At 61.3% G+C, this 17,833-nt stretch carries 14 protein-coding genes and 1 pseudogene; 5 read left to right on the top strand and 10 right to left on the bottom strand.

Annotated elements, in window-relative coordinates; all coding sequences use genetic code 11:
* Positions 1-8: 8 nt before the first annotated feature.
* Positions 9-1,205: an AAA family ATPase gene (locus AC06G5_RS00955; RefSeq protein WP_413425081.1), complete on the top strand. Its 1,197-nt coding sequence runs from the start codon at positions 9-11 to the stop codon at positions 1,203-1,205.
* 173 nt (positions 1,206-1,378) lie between these two features.
* Here AC06G5_RS00955 and AC06G5_RS00950 read toward each other — a convergent pair whose 3' ends face one another.
* From AC06G5_RS00950 to AC06G5_RS00915, 8 genes are all read right to left on the bottom strand, one after another.
* Positions 1,379-2,161 carry a MetQ/NlpA family ABC transporter substrate-binding protein gene (locus AC06G5_RS00950; protein ID WP_007972924.1) on the bottom strand — a complete coding sequence of 261 codons (783 nt, stop codon included), beginning with the start codon at positions 2,159-2,161 and terminating at the stop codon, positions 1,379-1,381.
* Between the two features lie 273 nt (positions 2,162-2,434).
* Positions 2,435-3,358, bottom strand: a complete 924-nt coding sequence (locus tag AC06G5_RS00945) for a sigma 54-interacting transcriptional regulator (protein WP_480458863.1) — start codon at positions 3,356-3,358, stop codon at positions 2,435-2,437.
* A gap of 55 nt (positions 3,359-3,413) precedes the next feature.
* Positions 3,414-3,995, bottom strand: a complete 582-nt coding sequence (locus AC06G5_RS00940; protein ID WP_057399169.1) for an alpha/beta hydrolase — start codon at positions 3,993-3,995, stop codon at positions 3,414-3,416.
* Between the two features lie 288 nt (positions 3,996-4,283).
* Positions 4,284-4,685: an ExbD/TolR family protein gene (locus AC06G5_RS00935; protein ID WP_480458861.1), complete on the bottom strand. Its 402-nt coding sequence runs from the start codon at positions 4,683-4,685 to the stop codon at positions 4,284-4,286.
* A 1-nt stretch (position 4,686) separates the two neighbouring features.
* Entirely contained in the window at positions 4,687-5,412 is a 726-nt protein-coding gene (locus AC06G5_RS00930; protein ID WP_413428911.1) for a MotA/TolQ/ExbB proton channel family protein, read from the bottom strand.
* A 44-nt stretch (positions 5,413-5,456) separates the two neighbouring features.
* A complete protein-coding gene (locus AC06G5_RS00925) occupies positions 5,457-6,266 on the bottom strand; it encodes an energy transducer TonB (RefSeq protein WP_480458858.1) in 810 nt (269 codons plus the stop codon).
* 260 nt (positions 6,267-6,526) lie between these two features.
* A complete protein-coding gene (locus AC06G5_RS00920) occupies positions 6,527-8,887 on the bottom strand; it encodes a TonB-dependent receptor (RefSeq protein ID WP_413428379.1) in 2,361 nt (786 codons plus the stop codon).
* Positions 8,888-9,021: 134 nt separating this feature from the next.
* Positions 9,022-9,942 carry a TauD/TfdA dioxygenase family protein gene (locus AC06G5_RS00915; protein WP_413428380.1) on the bottom strand — a complete coding sequence of 307 codons (921 nt, stop codon included), beginning with the start codon at positions 9,940-9,942 and terminating at the stop codon, positions 9,022-9,024.
* 183 nt (positions 9,943-10,125) lie between these two features.
* Between AC06G5_RS00915 and AC06G5_RS00910 the strand changes: the two genes are divergently transcribed.
* On the top strand, positions 10,126-11,046 hold the full coding sequence (locus AC06G5_RS00910; protein ID WP_413428381.1) for a LysR family transcriptional regulator: 921 nt from the start codon (positions 10,126-10,128) through the stop codon (positions 11,044-11,046).
* A gap of 120 nt (positions 11,047-11,166) precedes the next feature.
* Here the strand turns inward: AC06G5_RS00910 and AC06G5_RS00905 are convergent, their stop codons facing one another.
* Positions 11,167-12,180, bottom strand: coding sequence for an ABC transporter substrate-binding protein (locus AC06G5_RS00905; RefSeq protein WP_480458855.1), 1,014 nt, complete (start codon positions 12,178-12,180; stop codon positions 11,167-11,169).
* Between the two features lie 400 nt (positions 12,181-12,580).
* Between AC06G5_RS00905 and AC06G5_RS00900 the strand changes: the two genes are divergently transcribed.
* The 3 genes and pseudogenes from AC06G5_RS00900 to AC06G5_RS00890 all read left to right on the top strand — a co-directional run bounded on the left by AC06G5_RS00900 (position 12,581) and on the right by AC06G5_RS00890 (position 16,600).
* On the top strand, positions 12,581-14,179 hold the full coding sequence (locus AC06G5_RS00900; protein WP_413428383.1) for an ABC transporter permease: 1,599 nt from the start codon (positions 12,581-12,583) through the stop codon (positions 14,177-14,179).
* A complete protein-coding gene (locus AC06G5_RS00895) occupies positions 14,176-14,991 on the top strand; it encodes an ABC transporter ATP-binding protein (protein WP_480458852.1) in 816 nt (271 codons plus the stop codon). Before AC06G5_RS00900 ends, AC06G5_RS00895 begins: the two co-directional genes overlap by 4 nt.
* A 15-nt stretch (positions 14,992-15,006) precedes the next feature.
* A pseudogene (locus tag AC06G5_RS00890) lies at positions 15,007-16,600 on the top strand (arylsulfatase).
* Positions 16,601-16,730: 130 nt separating this feature from the next.
* Here the strand turns inward: AC06G5_RS00890 and AC06G5_RS00885 are convergent.
* Positions 16,731-17,804 (bottom strand): fatty acid desaturase, encoded by a 1,074-nt coding sequence (locus tag AC06G5_RS00885; RefSeq protein WP_480458850.1) that lies wholly within the window; start codon positions 17,802-17,804, stop codon positions 16,731-16,733.
* Between the last annotated feature and the right edge of the window lie 29 nt (positions 17,805-17,833).

Raw genomic sequence — 17,833 nt, 5'->3', positions numbered from 1 at the left:
GAACCCATATGCTCAACACTCTCGCGGTGGCCAATTACCGTTCTATCAACAAACTGGTGATCCCGCTGGGCCGACTGAATCTGATCACCGGGCCCAACGGCAGCGGCAAATCCAACCTGTACCGTGCGCTGCGCCTGCTGGCGGAAACCGCCCACGGCGGGGTGGTCAATGCCCTGGCCCGTGAAGGCGGGCTGGATTCAACCTTCTGGGCCGGCCCGGAAACCCTCTCCCGGCGCATGCGCACCGGCGAAGTCGCCATCGAGCCCAGCGTGCGCCAAGGCGTCAAACGCCTGCGCCTGGGGTTTGCGGGAGAGGATTTCGGCTACTCGATCAGCCTCGGCCTGCCCGATTCCAATGGCCATTTCATGCTGCCCGGGTGCAGCACGCCGATACCTTCTTATTTCAGCCTCGACCCGCAGATCAAACGCGAATGCCTGTGGGCAGGCGCGTTCTATCGCCCGGCCAGTCTGCTGGTCGATCGTGAAGGCCCGATGATCCGTGCCCGCGCCGATCGTCGCTGGGACGTGCTGGCGCAACATACACCGACGTTCGACAGCCTGTTCGATCAGGTCGGCAATCTGCGCAGTTCCCCGGAAGTGCTGGAGATGCGCGAGTTCATCCGTCGCTGGCGCTTTTACGATCACTTTCGCAGCGATGCCGACGCGCCGGCCCGTCAACCGCAACTGGGCACCCGCACGCCGGTGCTGCATCACGACGGGCGCGATCTGGCGGCGGCCTTGCAGACGATCATCGAAATAGGTGATCCCGAGGCGTTGCGGGCTGCGATCAGCGACGCGTTTCCCGGTGCACGACTGCACATCGAACCACTGCCGGGTGGGCGCTTCGCCATCGAATTCTTTCAGGAAGGATTGTTGCGGCCGCTGTCGGCCGCCGAGTTGTCGGACGGGACGTTGCGCTATTTGCTGTTGGTCGCGGCGCTGCTGACGCCACGGCCGCCGACATTGATGGTGCTGAACGAACCGGAAACCAGCCTGCATCCGGACCTGCTGCCGGCACTGGCGCGCTTGATCATCCGCGCCTCCGGGCAGTGCCAGGTGTGGGTGGTGTCCCATGCCCGGCGGTTGATTTCGGCCTTGCAGCAGGACCCCGACTGCAACTGCATCGTGCTGGAGAAAAATCTTGGCCAGACCGCAATTGTCGGCCAGCGCATGCTGGATGAACCCGCATGGTATTGGCCGGATTGAACGGCGCGTAATTTGCCGGGAGATGGAAGACGTCTGTTTTCCCTTGCGTGTCGACTGATACTCCCTCTTCGCGAGCAGGCTCGCTCCCACACGCAATGTGCACAGGCAAAAAAAACGCCGACGCTATTGCTAGCTGTCGGCGTTTGAAACCTTGAAGGGGTTTACTTCGCGAATCAGAACGCTGGCAGTACCGCGCCGCTGTACTTCTTCTCGATGAAAGCTTTCACTTCCGGGCTGGTCAGGGCCTTGGCCAGTTTCTGGATGGCAACGCTGTCCTTGTTGTCCGGACGGGCCACCAGGAAGTTCACGTAAGGCGAATCGGCGCCTTCGATCACCAGCGCGTCTTTAGCCGGGTTCAGACCCGCTTCCAGCGCGTAGTTGGTGTTGATCATGTCCAGGTCAACTTGATCCAGCACGCGCGGCAGCATGGCCGATTCAAGCTCCTTGAACTTGAAGTTGTGCGGGTTCTTGGCGATGTCTTTTGGCGTGGCCAGGGCGTTTTTCGGGTCTTTGAGCTCGATCAGGCCAGCCTTCTGCAGCAGGATCAGGGCACGGCCGCTGTTGCTGCCTTCGTTCGGGATGGCGATGGTCGCGCCGTCTTTCAGCTCAGCCAGGGTTTTGACTTTCTTCGAGTAGCCGCCGAAGGGTTCGACGTGCACACCGATCACGGTTTCCAGGTGGGTGCCTTTACCTTCGTTGAAGCTCTTGAGGTACGGCAGGGTCTGGAAGTAGTTGGCGTCCAGGCGCTTCTGGTCGACCTGTACGTTCGGCTGAACGTAGTCGGTGAAGACTTTGATTTCCAGGTCCACGCCTTCTTTGGCGAGGGTTGGCTTGATCAGCTCAAGAATCTCGGCGTGTGGAACCGGGGTTGCCGCAACCACCAGTTTCTCGCCAGCCTGGGCCAGGCCCGCAGTCAGGGCAGCCGCCAGCGCGGTGAACAACAGAACCTTTTTCATGCAGTGTCCTTATCGAAAATCGCAATCGCTTGTGGCGACGGCTTGAAAATGAGAGTGCCAGTGAAGTGCTATCGCTGGCGTGAAGCGGACAATACCGGGATTTTTTATTCCCGAACAATAACGTTTATTCAGCTTCATATTCCATTTTGTTCATACAGCTCTAACCCGCACCTTACCCTGTAGGAGCGAGCCCGCTCGCGATGGTCGCCAGGACAACGCGGGCATTCAGGAAACCCGCGTCATCGTTGACGACCATCGCGAGCAGGCTCGCTCCTACAGGAGGCCGGTGCCTTTAAGTATTTGTTTCAAGGCGTCTTTTTCGGCATCGGAACCGTTGCCAAGAATCTGCTTGAGCTGCCGTTCGATCTGTCCCAGACCTTCATCAGGCAAATTCAAATGCTCTGGCAAGATCTCGTCGCCGGTACTCACCAACAGCGCAAAGTGGATGACGTTTTCCAGCTCCCGGGTATTGCCCGGCCAGCGGTGACGTTCCAGCACGCGTTGCGCAGCCTCGCTGATCAGCGGTACCGGCAGCTCCAGGCGTTGGCTGTAGATGCCGAGGAAGTACTCCGCCAGCGAGAGGATATCCCCCACCCGCTCGCGCAGTGCCGGCAGTTCGAGCGGGCCTTCGCTGAGGTAGTGATAGAGCCGCTCATGGAATTTTCCGGCGGCAACCGCCTGGGCCAGATCGATGCTGGTGGCCGCCACCAGGCGCACATCCACCGGGCTCGGCTGATGAGCGCCGACACGGGTGACTTCGTGGTTCTCCAGGGCGGCGAGCAGTTTGATCTGGATCGGCAGCGGCAGGTCGCCGATTTCGTCCAGGTACAGCGTGCCGCCGTTGGCCGAGCCGAACCACCCGGCACGACTGCTCGCTGAACCGCTGTAGTTGCCCGCGGCGTAGCCAAACAGCTCGGCGTCGGCGTAAGTCGGGCTGATGGCGCCGCAGTTGACCGACACGAATAACCCGCCGCGATCACTGGCGCGATGGATATGGCGGGCCAGCAATTCCTTGCCGGTGCCGGTTTCGCCGCGGATCAGCACTGACACTGAACGCGTGGCCAGTTGCTCAAGGTCTTCGCGTAATTGCCGTGAACGCGGATCGACAAACACCAGCGCCTTGGCGCGGATGCTCAGGGGACTTTTTTCAGCATCGGGAAAGGTCAGCAGCGGCTGGCCGAAGGTTTCAAAGCTCATGGCAGACTCCCGCCCAAAACCGCCGGGAGACGGGGGCGTTAAATAAATAAAGTGTTCAAGCGCGGCGCAGGGCGTGGTGTTCCATGCGGTTTTGCAGGCGATAGAGATAGGCAAAACCCTGCTCCCAGCGCTGGTGACCGGACTTCACGTTGATATGCCCCGCCCCCGCCAGAATCCCCGCCTCGGCGCCCCAGTTGCGCGCCAGTTGCAAGGCTCGCGGTGCGCTGACGGCGCTGTCATTGTCAGAGCTGACAACCTGGCTCGGGAATGGCAGCAGGTCCGTCGGGATCGGTGCGAAGTTACGCAATGCCGGCGCGCAGGCCGGGCGTTCGACGTCCGCCGGCGCGACCAGCAAGGCACCGCGCACCTGACGCAAAAACTGCACAGGCGCGGTGGCCGCCCAGTGAGCAACGGTGATGCAACCCAGGCTATGGGCGATCAGGATGACCGGCGTGCTGTCGGCGGCAATCGCCTCGGCCAGCGCCGCAACCCAGTCTTCACGGCGTGGCGTCAGCCAGTCGGCCTGCTCCACCCGCGCGCTGTTCGGCAGGCTGTTCTGCCAGTGGCTTTGCCAATGATCTTCTGGCGATCCTTGCCAGCCCGGCACAATCAGGTAGCGAATTGATTCGTTGCGCATGGGGAAGCTCTCCTGCGTGTCTGTTCCCGGTCGAGTATAGGGAGGCGAGATATATTCGTTAAGGAATAAGAAGCTATTTATTAAGACCTATATGGCATATTAAACTCGGCCTAATGTGGGAGCGGGCTTGCTCGCGAAGGGGCCATCAGATCCAACATCCTTGTCGTCTGACACTCTGCATTCGCGAGCAAGCCCGCTCCCACAGGGGTACTGCGGCGTTGCGAAAATCGAGGCAAAAAAAAGGGGCCGCACCCTGCCAAGGAGACGGCCCCGGAAAACGAAAATCCGTTAACGCGCAGTGATCACCGATAGTTTGGTGATCCCGGCCCGCTCGATCGACGCCATGGCCCGCGCCACTTCGCCGTAATTCACACCATCGTCCGCCTGCAACTGCACGCGCACCTCGGGGTCCCTGGCCTTCGCCGACTTGAGGTTGAACTCCAGCAGATCCGACTGTATCTCGTCCTTGTTGATAAACAGTTTGCCGGCACCGTCGATGCTCACCACCAACGGGTCTTTCTGCTCCACCGGCGCTACCGCCTCGGTCTTGGGCAGGTTGATCGGAATCGCGTTGGTCAGCAGCGGTGCGGTGACGATGAACACCACCAGCAACACCAGCATCACATCCACCAGTGGCGTCACGTTGATCTCACTGAGCACCTCGTCAGTGTCTTGCGTGGAGAAGGCCATATCAGGACGCCTCCTTCACTTTCTGCACGTTGCCCTGGGCTGCCGCCTTGTGCGCCGTCGGGTGGATCAGCACGCGGAACGAACTCTTCTGCGCCAGGCTGTAGAAGTCATGGGCGAAGTCATCCAGGTCCGCCGCCGTCAGTTTCAAACGGCGCAAAAAATAGTTGTAAACCAGCACCGCCGGCACCGCGACGGCGATCCCCACACCAGTGGCGACCAGTGCCGCGCCAATGGGCCCGGCGACCGTTTCCAGGCTGGCCGAGCCCGCCGCGCTGATGCCCTTCAACGCTTCCATGATTCCCCACACCGTGCCGAACAAACCAATGAACGGCGAGGTGCTGCCAATGCTCGCGAGCACCGCCAACCCGGTTTCCAGCGACCGGCGCTCGCGCACGATCTGCTGGCGCAAGGCACGCTCCAGACGATCCTGATGATTGATCGCCTGACTCAGGTCCGCCGCCTGCGGCGCCTCGCCCACCTGGATTGCCGCATAACCGGCCTGCGCAACCCGAGCTGCCGCTCCGGGCCGGGTTTCGCTCAGCTCGGCCGCCGAGTCGAGACTCGAAGCAGCCCAGAACTGTTGATGAAACTTTCGATCCTGTGCCTTGAGGCGACCGAACTGCACGCCCTTGAGCAATGCCAAACCCCAGGTCGCGACGGAAAAAACCACCAGCAGCCAGATCACCGCGCTTTCGATGGATTCAAGTGGAGATGCCAGTAACGTCATGGTGTATTCCTCGTGTAAACGTTTCGCGCGAATTTGGTTTCGGTTTAATGAATCTTGAAATCGATGGGCACGCTGACCCAGCCGTCCTGGGCGACATCGCCTTGTTTGGCTGGCACGAAACTCCAGCGTTTCACCGCGTTCAGCGCTGCTTCGTCCAGCGCATCGCGACCGCTGCTTTTCTGGATCTGGATCTCGCCGGGCTTGCCGCTGGCCAACACATGCACGCGCAACAGCACCGTGCCTTCCCAACCGCGACGCTGGGCCAGCGACGGGTATTCCGGTGCCGGGTTTTTCAAGTAGCCGGCAGTGGCGGAGGCCGGTGTCACAGGCGCGGGCGCCGGCGGTGCAGGTGGCGCCGGAGCCGCGACGGGCGCTGCCGGTTGCGGTGGCGCGGGGGGTTGCTCAACAGCCTTTGGCGCTGGTTTCGCTACCGGTTTGGCAACTGGCTTGGGCTTGGGTACCGGCTTCGGTGGAGGAGGCTTCACGGCCAGTTCGTCTTCCACCGGTGGTGGCGGCTCAACCACTGGCTGCACGGGTTGCGGTGGCACAGGCGCAACCACCGGTGGCGCCGGACGCGAGAACTCGATGGTCATCGGCGGAATCTGCGGCGGCACGACAGGCAACACCGTGGTCGGCTGTTGATTGACCCAGTAAATCACCGCGCTATGCACCAGCAACGCCAACACACCGAGCAGGATCGTCTCCCGTCGACTCAAGATGCCCTTGGGCGCGCGCTGCAAACGCAACTGGCCCAAGGGCACCCGGTGCGGTCGACCGAGGTCGACCAATTCACCACCGGGTGCCTGGCGCCACAGCACTTCATGTGCACTGACGGCGGTCTGGACATTGCCCATTGCTTCACTCCCTGCGGTCTCTTTGCGGATAACCCGAAACATCGTGTGAACATCCCCCCGACGACATCCCGGTGGAGAAATCATTGGCTGGAACGCTTAGTCCTTAAAGTAATTTTTAATGATTTATTTAGACCGATAACGCATATACAAAACCCGTCGCTCAGCGCCAGAGCCCGCTATCCAAGGGCTCTGGCCCGATGGCGAAAAACCGATGCCTTGCCTGCATTGAAAATATTCATTCAAGGCATGCTTTTTCACCGTCAGAAGTCGTATCGGCCGGTCACGCCCAGCGTTCGTGGCGTTCCGAGCAGGCCTTCATAACCGCCGTTCGCGGCCGCCCATAGCGTCGTGTAGTAGGTTTTGTCGAAGGCGTTTTTCAGCCACAACGAAACGTCCCACTGCCCCTGGTTGAAGTCGCCGCGCAGGCCGGTGGACAGGTTGACCAGCGCATAACTCGGGATCTGGCCGAAGTCGGAATCTTCCACCGTGCCCACCGCTTTGGAGCGGAACGCGTAGCTGGCGGTGACGTACTCTTCGAAGCCGTTGCTCAGGTTCCACTTGTATTCTCCGTTGGCGTTGCCGATCCATTTCGAAGCACCCACCACTTGGTGTCCGGTGAGGTCGCAGGACGCTGGAGCGCCCGGCGCCAGGCTGACTTCCGGCGGGCACGGCGCATCCTTGTACGAGAGGTAGCTGACGTCGTTGTACGAGCCGTTGATGTTCAGCGTCAGGCCGCGCAACGGGATCAGGGTGCTTTCCAGTTCCACGCCACGGGAGCGCACCGAGCCGGCGTTGGTCAGGAACTGCACACGATTGACCTCGTCGAAGGCGTTGGTCTGATAGCCGTTGACCTGGGTCCAGAACACGTTGGCATTCAGTAGCAGGCGACGGTCCCACAGGGTGCTCTTGAAACCGAGTTCGGCGTTGTTGGCGCGCTCGGTACCGATCAACAGCGAATCGGGGCCAGCCACAAGCGCCGTACCGACAGCCAGATTGACCCCACCGGATTTTTCGCCATGGGACAACGTGGCATAGGTGAGCAGGTCGTCGGTGAGGCGGTAGCTGAGGTTCAACAGGCCCGAGGGACTGGCGCTGTACTGGTTCAGATCGCCGGAATCGAAGGCCCCTGCGCGAGCGCGTCGTGCCGCGGCCGCCGCACCGGTAACCGCGACACCACCGGCCGGTGCATCACGGGTCACCCGGGCGTTTTTCTCCTCATAGGTGCCGCGCAGGCCGGCGGTGAAATCCAGGCGCTCGGTCAGGTGCCAGGTGCCTTGGGCGAAAAGGGCGAAGCTGTTGGTTTCGATATGACCGTTGCCGATGCTGTCGACGTTGTTCAGTGCACCATTCGGGGTGCCATTCCAGATGTCCGCTTGCGGGCCGTTGAAGGTGAAGGATTTGTTGTCCAGGTCGGAACCGAAGTAATAGGCGCCGAGCACGTAATCGAAGAATCCGCCGGTGGGCGACGCCAGGCGAAATTCCTGGGAATACTGCTTGTCCTCAACCGAAACGCCGGCGTTGAAGAAGGCGGACACGTTCAGGCCGTCATCATTGCGCGGGGTGAAGTTCCACCAGCGATAGGAGCTGATGGACGTCAGGGTGAAGTCACTCGGCAGCGCCCAGTTCGCCTCGACCGAGGTGCCGCCCTGGTGCACGGTGACGTGTTGGTCGTTGTTCAGGTTGACCTTGCGGTGCGTACCGTCAACCAGTGTCGCGCCCGCCGCATTGGCCCGGCGCTGGTAAAGGTTGATGCCATTGATGGTCGGCCCGGTGTTGAACAACACACGGGTGCCGGCGCTGGAGTCTTCTTCGTTGTAGTCGCCGATCCAGCGCAGGTTGAACGCTTCGTTCGGCTTGAAAAGCAACTGGGCGCGAAAGCCGTCGCGCGAGCCACCGTTGAGGTCATGGCCGTCGAATTCGTTCTTGATGTCGCCGTCGCTGCGGGTGCGATACGCAGAAAAACGTCCGGCCAGCTCGTCGTTCAGCGGCCCGGAAATCGTGCCCTTGGTCTGGAAATAACCATCCTCGCCCACCGACGATTCGATGCTGCGCTCCGGGGTAAAGGTCGGCGCACGGGTGCTGATGTTGATCACGCCGGCGGTGGTGTTCTTGCCGAACAAGGTGCCTTGCGGACCGCGCAGCACTTCGAGCTGCTCGATGTCCATCAGGTCGAACACCGCCATGCCCGGCCGGCCGAGGTAAACGTTGTCGAGGTACAACCCGACGCTGCCTTCCAGGCCATCGCTGGCCGGGTTGTTGCCCAGGCCACGGATCGACACGCTGGACTGGCGCGCATGCATGTAGGCGACGTTGACGCTGGGCACCAGTTGCTGCAAATCCTGGATGCGATAGACCCGCTGGACTTCCAGCGTCTGGCCGCTGACCACGCTCATGGGCGTCGGCACATCCTGCGAACTTTCTTCGCGGCGGCGCGTAGTGACCGTCACGGTTTCCAGTTGCGTATTGTCAGCCGTGGCGGTTTTTGCGGAGGGGGTTTCAGGGGTGGTGCTGTCGGCCGCATAGCCTTGGGTCCAACCGGCGCTGCCTGCCAGCAGCAGGGCCAAAGGCAGGCGTTTGAGCCGTTGGTGTGACGAGGTTTGAGCGAAGTGCAACGGACTCATAAGGCGGGGTTCCCGATCAAAAGAAATTCTTTATTGCTTGAAAGGCCGCCTTCGCGAGCAAGCCCGCTCCCACACTGACCGTGTGAACACTGGAGATCCCCTGTGGGAGCGGGCTTGCTCGCGAAGGCGTCGGCTCAGACGCCGCCGATATCCGGCCCTTTCACCGTCTGACTGACCTGCCCATTCACACCCACCGGCACTTCACCCTTGAGCGTCACCCGGCGCACGATCCGGTCCTGAGTCCCGTAGTCATCCACCGCGTAATGCTGTGTGGAGCGGTTATCCCAGATCGCCACATCGCCCGCCTTCCAGCGCCAACGCACGATGTTTTCCTGGCGAATCACATGGCTTTGCAGCAACCCGAACAGGTGCGCCGAATCAGCCTGGGAATAGCCCTTGATGCGTTTGACGAAATGCCCCAGCAACAGGCTCTTCTCGCCGCTGACCGGGTGCACGCGAACCACCGGGTGCTCGGTCTCGTAGACGGTCGAGGTGAAGATCTTGCGATAACGCTCCAGCTTCTCGGCCGAGACGTCCGGCCGGGTACCGGCGTAGTCGTATTCGTTGCTGTGCACGGCGACCAGTTTGTCGGCCAGCTCACGCAGCTCCGCCGACAACCCGTCGTAGGCGGTGGCGGTGTTGGCCCACAGGGTGTCGCCGCCGAAAGCCGGGGCCACCACCGAACGCAGGATCGAGGCTTTGGGGTAGGCCTCGACGAAGGTCACGTCGGTGTGCCAGGAGCTGGCTCGCTGGCCTTCGGCACCGTCCAGTTCCAGCAGAAAACGCGTGCCTTCGCGCACCGGTACGGTCGGGTGCGCCACCGGTTCGCCGAGCAGGTGGGCGAACGCTTCCTGGCGCTGATCGTCGAGTTGGGTCTGCTCGCGGAAGAAGATCACTTTGTATTGCAGCAGCGCCTGTTGAATGGCTTCAACAGTGGCGGCATCCAGCTCGCCCGAAAGCTGTACACCACGGATTTCGGCACCGATGCGACCGGCCACCGGGTGGATCTCAAGCGCGTGAACAGTGGGTTGTACTGCGAAAGCGGCATTGCTCATGGGTAGACCCTCATCAGACTGCTTGCGGTTGAACCGGCCGCGAAACATTGCTCTATCTATATTCAATTTAGATCTAATAGATATCTACATGCTTCGTTGACGGAATAAGAGGTTGCATTTAAAACCTCAGTCAACCCTCGTCGCAAATGCCTTCGAGCTATTTTTAGGATGCCGGAAAAGCATATGGATCTTCGCCAGTTGCGTTACTTCATCGCCCTCGACGAACACCGCAGTTTCGTGCGCGCAGCCGAGGCCATGGGCATTACCCAGCCGGCCTTCAGCCGCAGCATTCAGGGGCTGGAGCAGGAGTTCGGCTGCGTCCTGGTGGACCGTGGCAACAAGGACTTGCGCCCCACTCCCGAAGGCTTGGTGGTGCTGCAACACGCCCGCAGCCTGGTGCAGGGTGCGGCGTTGCTCAGTGCCGAAGTGACGCAGATGACCAAGCTCGATGCCGGTGAGCTGCGCTTTGGATGCGGCCCGGCGCCGGCGGTGAAACTGGTACCGGATGCGGTGGCGCAATTCATCAATGCACACCCGAAAGTGCGCACCTGTTTCGAGGTGGATAACTGGGAAAAACTCAGCCGTGCCCTGAGCCGTGAAGAGATCGAATTCTTCATCGCCGACATCCGCCATTTCGAGTCCGATCCGAACTTCCAGACCCAGCCATTGACGCCCAAGCGCGGCGTGTTTTTCTGCCGCCCCGGGCATCCGCTGCTGGCCAAGGAGAGCCTGTCGACCAACGACATGTTCGATTACCCGCTGGCGACCACGAAGATCCCGCCAGGCATTCGCAAACTGCTGGCAAACCTCAGTGGCCGGGTGGATTTTTCGCCCACCATCGAGACCGAACATTTCCCGGCGCTGGTGAAAGTGGTGCTGCAATCCAACGCCATCGGCGTGGGAACGCAAGAGGCGTTTATCGAGGACGTTGCCCAGGGGTCGCTGGCGCTGTTGCACTGGCGCAACCTGCCGCAGAACATCGAGAGCATGAATGCGCGGTGCGGGATTGTCAGCCGCACGGGGTTCCGGTTGTCACCGGCGGCGCGGGCGATGATCGAGACATTGGTGGCGGTGGACAGGCAGCAGATCAGCGTTGCGGTTTAGGGCCCCTTCGCGAGCAAGCCCGCTCCCACATTGGATTTGTGTACGACGCAAATCCAATGTGGGAGCGGCGGTGCGGCGATCCGACTTGCTCGCGAAAGCGTCCGCATTGACGACAAAAATTCAAAGTTTCGCAGCCGCCAACTGCGGCGCCACCCAATCACTGACCTTGAACGACTTGCGAATCAGCTTCTGCTGCGAAGCCAGATCCACCGCATCCTGCAACTTGCCAAGGAACACCGGGTCAAGCGTGGAGGGAAATACCTCGCTCAGTTTCTGATCCTTCAGATCCTGCGTGAGGATCACCGCCGGATAACTCGCCAGCCCCGACACCAGCTGGATGTAGGCGTCCTTGTTGCCTTCCTGGGTCAGCCACGTCACCGCTTGCTGTTGGGCCTTGAGCAGTGTGGCGACCGCCTCCGGGTGCTCGTCGACAAACTTCCCGGTGCCCACCAACACCGCCTGCACACTGCCAGCACCCCCCAGATCCTTGGTATTGAGTGGCAATTCGGCCAGCCCCTTGGCCTGCAAAGCCGTGAGCCCGGAACCGCCCCACGAGGCATCGATCTGCTTCGCCGCCAGCGCCGCGACCGCGGCGTTGAAGTCGAGGTTGATGACTTTCACGTCCTTCTCGCTCAACCCCTGGCTGGCCAGCGCCGCATCGAAGGACAACTGGCTGGCGGTGCCACGGAAGATTGCCACGCGCTTGCCCTTGAGGTCTTGCAGGGTCTTGATCCCCGAACCCGGCACCACGCCGAGGTAATGCTTGACCCCGCGCGCCGAGGCGCTGAGCAACCGCGTATCCAGGCCGTTGGACTTGCCGATGATGGCTGCCAGGTCGCCGAGGTAGGCCAGGTCCACCTGACCGTTGGCGAACGCCTCGTTGATCACCGGGCCGGCGCCCTTGAAGAAGCTCCACTGAATCTTGATGCCCTGTTCGGCAAAGGCCTTTTCGAAGATCTGTTGATCGCGCAGTACGTCCACAACACCGCCACCTGAGTGCTGGGTACCGGCACTCAGGTCCGGCACGGCGATGCGGATTTCCTTGAGCTCACTGGCGTTGGCCGTGAAGGCCAGCAGACCCGCCAGGGCCGGTGCGGCGAACAGACTGATGACACGCTTGAAGGGAAGGTTCATGGGTGCGGCTCCTTGGGCAACGGGCGTTGAGGAGCCGAAAGTAGGCTGAAGTGGAACCAACACTTAAATACTATAAATTCACATTTTTAGACCATTTAGATCTATATCAACGCCTGCGGACCTCTCCGCGGCGTATGCCTTGGCAGCATCAAAAATATTCTTCGAATGCATTGGATGCAGTGGCTTATGGAGGCCTTAAATGGTCTCGCTTATCTCTCAATAGCATTGATTTTAATTTTTATAGATCAATTTTGCATACGCCTAGAAACCTGTGGGAGCGGGCTTGCTCGCGAAAAGGGAGTGTCAGTCGCTTCATGGCTGCCTGATACACCGCTTTCGCGAGCAAGCCCGCTCCCACAAAAGGCAGGCCTGTATTGCAACCCGACAACGGAGGTCACCCATGGCCCGTGTTTCTCTGCTCAGCCTGCCATTGCCCGCGCCGTCGCTTGAAAGCAAGCAGCGCTGGCCGAGCCTGAACCATCGGCTGTTGCCATGGTTGTTGCCAACTCTCCTGTTCAGCCTCTGGTGGCTCGCCAGCCGCAATCACTGGATGAGCGAGCAAATCCTGCCGGCTCCATCCCTGGTCTGGAGCAGCGCCGTTGAATTGTCCCAAGGCGAGCTGTGGAGCCACTTGTGGATCAGCCTGCAACGCTTGCTCTGGGGCTTGCTGGCCGGGATCAGCGCAGGCGCTGTCCTGGGGGCGGCACTGGGTTTCAGTCGTCGCCTGGAGCGCCTCGTGTTTCCAACCTTCGCCGGGTTGGCGCAAGTCCCGACCCTGGCCTGGATTCCTTTGTTCATGGTGTTTTTCGGCATCGGTGAAGTGCTGAAGCTGGTGGTGTTGATCAAGGCCATCGTGGTGCCGGTGACCCTGCATACGTTGGTCGGCGTGCGCGATGCGCAACCAAGGCTGCGCGAAGCCGCCGCCGTGTTGCGCCTGCCCAGGCACCTGTTGATCCGACGCCTGGTGCTGCCTGCCGCACTGCCGGCATTCATGGCCGGTGTGCGCCTCGCACTGGCCGCCGGCTGGACTTCGCTGCTCGCTGTCGAACTGCTCGCGTCCAGCGAAGGCATCGGTTACCTGATGGTCTGGGCACGACAGTTGTTCATGCTCGACATCGTATTCGTGTGCATTGTGGTGATCGGCTTGATCGGTGTGGCGATGGATCGCGGCATCGGTCTGCTGGACAGGAAACTGGTGCACTGGCCGCACCCCGCCACCGCCGAAATCCGTCGCGGAACGCGTTATCAAGGCTGGCAACGCCTGCAACCGTGGCTGCTGCCACTGGCGCTTCTGGCGTTGTGGCAACTGGCCTCGGATCAGCAGTGGATCGACGCGAACATTCTGGTCAGTCCGCTGGCGGTCTTGCAGACCACTTGGAGTGGTTTGCTCGACGGCACACTGCTTGGCGGCATGGCCCTGAGCCTGGGCCGAACCCTTGGCGGGTTGCTGCTCGGTGGCGGGTCGGGGTTTGCATTGGGGCTGCTGCTGGGGTTGTCGCGTACCAGTGAACGGGTGCTCGGCCCAACCCTCGCCGCCATTCGCCAGATCGCCATTTTCGCCTGGGTGCCGTTGCTCACCGCGTGGTTCGGCCTGGGCGAATTGGCCAAGTGGGTGTTCGTTGCCCTCGCCGCATTTTTCCCGCTGTTTATCGCCACCCAACGCAGCGTTGCCCACCTGTCACCGCAATTGAACGAGGCCGCGCAGGTGTTGCGCCTGAATCTGCGTCAGCGCCTCGGTCGACTGGTGTTGCCGGGCGCCGCGCCGGGAATTTTCGCCGGGCTAAGGCTGAGCCTGATCTACGCCTGGCTCGGCACCATCGGCGCCGAATATTTCATGCCGTCCAACGGCGGCATCGGCAGCCAGATGATCGGCGCCCAGCAACTGCTGCGCATGGACCTGATCATGGCCGGCATGCTGCTGGTGGGCCTCACGGGTGCCCTGCTCAATCTCATTGGCCAACGCCTGGAAATCCGCGCCACTCGCTGGAGACACGCATGAACGCACCGATTGTCAGCTTCAATCACGTGGGCAAAACCTTCGACGTCGATGGCTTCGAACTGGAGGCCATTCGCGAATTCAACCTGGACATCGCCGAGGGCGAGTTCGTCGCCATCGTCGGCTCCAGCGGTTGCGGCAAATCCACGTTGCTGCGGCTGCTGGTGGGCCTCGATACGCAATTTCACGGGCAGATCAGCGTGGACGGAAAAGCTGTCACGGGCATCGGCGGCGAGCGCGGCATCGTCTTCCAGGAACACCGCTTGTTCCCGTGGCTGAGCGTGGCCGACAACATCGGCCTGGGCCTGGTCAACGAACCATTGAGCGCTGCGCAAAAGCAAAAGCGTATCCATGACTTCATCGAACTGGTGGGCCTCGGCGACTTCGCCCGCGCCTATCCGCACCAGCTCTCCGGCGGCATGGCGCAACGCGTGGCCATTGCTCGCGGCCTGGTAGCCAGCCCACGGATTCTGCTGCTGGACGAGCCCTTCGGCGCCCTCGATGCGCTGACCCGCCAGCAGATGCAGGACGAACTGCTGGCGATCCGCGCGCGGGCAAACATCACCACCGTGCTGGTCACCCACGATGTCGAGGAAGCGATCTTCCTCGCCGACCGCGTGGTGGTGATGGAGCCTCGTCCGGGCCGGATCAAGCAAGTGGTCGACATTGCCCTGCCCCATCCGCGCCAGCGCAGCAGCTTCGACTTCCACCAATTGCGCGAAGAACTGCTTCACGAGCTCACCAGCGACGATCACTACCAGCCCCCGGTGCCGGTGCAGGTCCGCGATCTGCCGCTGTCCTTCATTGCCTACTGAGAAAGGAAATTCTTGATGCCGCAACGCCCCAACTTTCTAGTGATCCTGGCCGATGACCTCGGCTTCTCCGACCTCGGCGCCTTCGGCGGCGAAATCAGCACGCCGAACCTCGACGCGCTGGCCAACAATGGCCTGCGCCTGACCGACTTTCACACCGCACCGACCTGCTCGCCGACCCGTTCGATGCTGCTGACCGGCACCGACCACCACATCGCCGGCATCGGTACCATGGCCGAAGCCCTGACCCCGGACCTGATCGGTAAACCGGGTTACGAAGGGCACCTTAACGACCGCGTGGTCGCCCTGCCCGAGCTGCTGCGCGAGGCGGGCTACCAGACGTTGATGAGCGGCAAATGGCACCTGGGCCTGACCGCAGAACTGGCGCCCCACGCCCGGGGTTTCGAGCGTTCGTTTTCGCTGTTGCCCGGCGCGGCCAACCATTACGGCTTCGAGCCGACCTACGATGAAACGACGCCACGGCTGCTGAAATCCACGCCAGCGCTGTACATCGAAGACGACCAATTCATCGACGAACTGCCGAAGGATTTTTATTCATCCGACGCCTTTGGCGACAAGCTGCTGCAATACCTCAAGGAGCGTGACCAGACCCGGCCGTTCTTCGCTTACCTGCCATTTTCCGCACCTCACTGGCCGTTGCAGGCGCCGGCCGACGTGGTGGAAAAATACCGCGGACGCTATGACGCCGGCCCTGAAGTGCTGCGACTCGAGCGCCTGGAAAAGCTCAAAAAACTGGGGCTGATCGAGGCCGATGTCGAACCCCATCCGCTGATCCAGCTGAGTGCCCAATGGGATGCCTTGAGCGACGAACAACGGCAGATCTCCGCTCGCGCCATGGAGGTTTATGCGGCGATGGTCGAGCGCATGGACTGGAACATCGGCCGCGTCGTCGACTACCTGCGCCAGCAAGGGCAACTGGACAACACCTTCATCCTGTTCATGTCCGATAACGGCGCCGAAGGGGCATTGCTGGAGGCGTTCCCGAAATTCGGCCCGCAGTTGCTGACCTATCTCAACCAGCATTACGACAACAGCCTGGACAACATTGGCCGCGCCAATTCCTATGTCTGGTACGGGCCGAATTGGGCGCAAGTAGCGACCGCGCCGTCTCGCTTGTTCAAGGCCTTCACCACCGAAGGCGGAATCCGCGTACCGGCGGCTGCCGCTCAAGGGACAGATCAGCCACGGTTTCGGCACCGTGATGGACATCACGCCGACCATTCTCGACCTGGCCGGCGTGCGCCATCCGGGCAAGCAATGGCACGGCAAACCCGTGGCGGAAGTTCGCGGGAAGTCGTGGCTTGGGTTCCTGTCGGGCGAGACCGCGCAGGTGCATGACGAACACACCGTTACCGGGTGGGAACTGTTCGGTCGGCGGGCGATTCGACAGGGGCAATGGAAGGCTGTGTACATCCCGGGGCCGGTGGGGCCGGCGACCTGGCAGCTGTATGACCTGGGCAACGATCCGGGGGAGATTCATGACCTGGCGTCGAGCCAACCGCAGAGGCTCAGTGCCTTGATCGAACATTGGCAGCGCTATGTGGATGAGACCGGGGTGATCTTGAGTGAGTCGCCGTTTCAGCCGGATTGATATTGCCTGATCCGGCCCCTTCGCGAGCAAGCCCGCTCCCACAATGGCCGGTGTGATGCGAGGATCTCATTCACACCGATAAACCCTGTGGGAGCGGGCTTGCCCGCGAAGAGGCCCTTTCAAACGACTACTAAGCCTGAGCTGTACGCACCTTGTCCCCGACCACTTCTTCCTTGCGCTCAAACCGGTTGGCCCGCGCAAACGTGCCGAAATCATTGAACCGCACGCCCATCTCGCGCATCACCTTGTGCCCCACCGGCACGGTGAGCTGGCGGATGTAGAACGGTTCCTTCACCACAAAGTGATGGATCCCGTGGCTGCTGCCAAAGTTGAAGCAGAACGCCTGCAACGGCCACAGCCACCGTGCGTTCAGCACCTGGCACTGCTGCATCACGTTCCCCGGCTCGATGTCACCGTAGTAATGCATGTTCGAGCTGATGAAATGCAGGCAGAACGTGCGCAACACGTTCGGGCCGATGATCACGACTGCCGCGATGTCTATCACCTGCATCACCGACAACGTCGTCGCCGACCACTCGATCGGTGCGCCCATCAGTTGCGCCACGCCATTCGCTGCGTGGAAACCGAGAAACACATACCACGCGCCCCAATGCATCAACGCCAGCGGCGCGTAGACCTTCAGCGTGCGCTGAATGATGCTGAACTTCATGGCCCAGCTCTTGGCCCGCAGCATGCGGATCAATGACGACATGATGTTGTCGCCAATCATCAGGAACCGTGCGAACCCCCATGGCTCGCCGTTGGTGATGGCGCGCTCCTCCATGTCGGCTTCGGAGCCGGAGACCTTGTGGTGGTTGAGGTGCAGGTGGCGGCGAATCCACGGGTTGATGGTGCTCGGCCGCGCCAGCCACACCAGGCCCATCATCAGGTTGTGCGGCACCTTCTGCTTGCGAAAGTACATGCTGTGGATCAGGTCGTGTTCCAGCTCGTGGGTCAGCGAGGCGAAAAAAGCGTTGAGCAGCAGGCACGCCCACCAGGCCATGTACCCGGTCAGGTAGAGCGCGGCCGAACCGATCATACCGGCCAGGGCGAAGGCCAGAATGCCTGCGCCGAGGGCGTCCTGATGCTTGAGAATCGGGTATTGCTCGCGCAATTCGACGCCTCTGGCCAGCACCACTTCACGGATATGGGCTGATCGTTGAGCTGCATTCAGTCGTTGGGGGCTTGCAGAAGTACGGTCCATGCTTCCATCCTCTGGTTATTGATGGTTGC

The sequence above is a fragment of the Pseudomonas sp. WT-JTC genome (assembly GCF_056711565.1).
The sequence above is the reverse complement of the archived record's forward strand: the minus strand, read 5'-3'. Positions and strand labels throughout refer to the sequence as shown.

Coding starts and splice junctions, on each gene's coding strand:
- AC06G5_RS00920 (WP_413428379.1), bottom strand. CDS start 8,887: ATGAGTCCGTTGCACTTCGCTCAAACCTCGTCACACCAACGGCTCAAA.
- AC06G5_RS00950 (WP_007972924.1), bottom strand. CDS start 2,161: ATGAAAAAGGTTCTGTTGTTCACCGCGCTGGCGGCTGCCCTGACTGCG.
- AC06G5_RS00915 (WP_413428380.1), bottom strand. CDS start 9,942: ATGAGCAATGCCGCTTTCGCAGTACAACCCACTGTTCACGCGCTTGAG.
- AC06G5_RS00895 (WP_480458852.1), top strand. CDS start 14,176: ATGAACGCACCGATTGTCAGCTTCAATCACGTGGGCAAAACCTTCGAC.
- AC06G5_RS00930 (WP_413428911.1), bottom strand. CDS start 5,412: ATGACGTTACTGGCATCTCCACTTGAATCCATCGAAAGCGCGGTGATC.
- AC06G5_RS00910 (WP_413428381.1), top strand. CDS start 10,126: ATGGATCTTCGCCAGTTGCGTTACTTCATCGCCCTCGACGAACACCGC.
- AC06G5_RS00900 (WP_413428383.1), top strand. CDS start 12,581: ATGGCCCGTGTTTCTCTGCTCAGCCTGCCATTGCCCGCGCCGTCGCTT.
- AC06G5_RS00955 (WP_413425081.1), top strand. CDS start 9: ATGCTCAACACTCTCGCGGTGGCCAATTACCGTTCTATCAACAAACTG.
- AC06G5_RS00885 (WP_480458850.1), bottom strand. CDS start 17,804: ATGGACCGTACTTCTGCAAGCCCCCAACGACTGAATGCAGCTCAACGA.
- AC06G5_RS00905 (WP_480458855.1), bottom strand. CDS start 12,180: ATGAACCTTCCCTTCAAGCGTGTCATCAGTCTGTTCGCCGCACCGGCC.
- AC06G5_RS00935 (WP_480458861.1), bottom strand. CDS start 4,685: ATGGCCTTCTCCACGCAAGACACTGACGAGGTGCTCAGTGAGATCAAC.
- AC06G5_RS00940 (WP_057399169.1), bottom strand. CDS start 3,995: ATGCGCAACGAATCAATTCGCTACCTGATTGTGCCGGGCTGGCAAGGA.
- AC06G5_RS00925 (WP_480458858.1), bottom strand. CDS start 6,266: ATGGGCAATGTCCAGACCGCCGTCAGTGCACATGAAGTGCTGTGGCGC.
- AC06G5_RS00945 (WP_480458863.1), bottom strand. CDS start 3,358: ATGAGCTTTGAAACCTTCGGCCAGCCGCTGCTGACCTTTCCCGATGCT.